We start from the raw sequence: 879 nt of genomic DNA on the forward strand, positions 1-879 counted from the left end.
TTCTTGGTTTGGTTTTTCTTGGTTTGGTTTGATTTATTGGTTAATATTAAATCATGGTTGCTTCTACCCAACACACTTTCAAGCCTCCGGCTATCCCTTGGCTTAAACCCCAGCATTTGTTGCTGACGCCTGATTTGGCTATCGGTTTGGATTATGGCTTGTTTGCTGCAGCCATGGAAAGGCTTAGCGCTGATCCAGCTGTTCATGCGCTGATTGTGTTTGGTTCTAGGGGACGCGGCGAAGCCAAATTTGATTCGGATCTTGATTTGGCGGTTGTTATTCGCCAGGCTCAGCTCACACCGGCAGAAAAGGCAAGCCATTGGCGCCATTTTCGTCAGCTGATAGGCCCTCTAGGGGTGGGGCTTGACCTTGTGTTGGCAGGTATTTCAGATGCAGAAAAATTGAGCCAATCGCGCTGGCATGTGTTTGGTGATGTGGCCAGGCAGGGGCGGGTGCTTTATGTCACCCGCTGAAGATGCCCAGCTGTTAATTGCGATCGTGCAACGCCACATGCGCAGCCTTCGCCTGAGCCTTGATCCCTCCTATCCAGATGAGGATTGGGGATTTACAGCTCAGCAAGCATTAGAGAAGCTACTGAAAACTTGGATTGTGCTCAGCGATCGTTTGCCACCAAGAATTCACGATTTGGCCGACCTTGCTGAATTGGCTGAAAAGCGCCTAGAGCCAAAGCTATTGGAATTGCAAGTTTTTGCTGTGGAAGCTCGATATGAGGAAGGGCCCTTTCCCTTGCCTGCAAGTAGGCAGTATTTATTGGCAGCACTGGAAGTGCAATTGCAACTTTGTGTTGCTGAGATTCAACAGAAGCTCTGATTTCTGATGCATGGATTTGCCGAACTAATTGTTCCAGCCAGAATGGCC

Annotated in this window: 2 protein-coding genes; both read left to right on the top strand. The window is 49.0% G+C overall.

The window, feature by feature from the left end; translation table 11 throughout:
- The first annotated feature begins 134 nt into the window (after positions 1 to 134).
- Positions 135 to 473: a nucleotidyltransferase domain-containing protein gene (locus C7K08_RS14630; RefSeq protein WP_241537296.1), complete on the top strand. Its 339-nt coding sequence runs from the start codon at positions 135 to 137 to the stop codon at positions 471 to 473.
- Positions 460 to 831, top strand: a complete 372-nt coding sequence (locus C7K08_RS14635; protein WP_106501191.1) for a HEPN domain-containing protein — start codon at positions 460 to 462, stop codon at positions 829 to 831. Before C7K08_RS14630 ends, C7K08_RS14635 begins: the two co-directional genes overlap by 14 nt.
- Positions 832 to 879: the final 48 nt, after the last annotated feature.

Source organism: Synechococcus lacustris str. Tous (assembly GCF_003011125.1).
Classification (GTDB): domain Bacteria; phylum Cyanobacteriota; class Cyanobacteriia; order PCC-6307; family Cyanobiaceae; genus Synechococcus_D; species Synechococcus_D lacustris.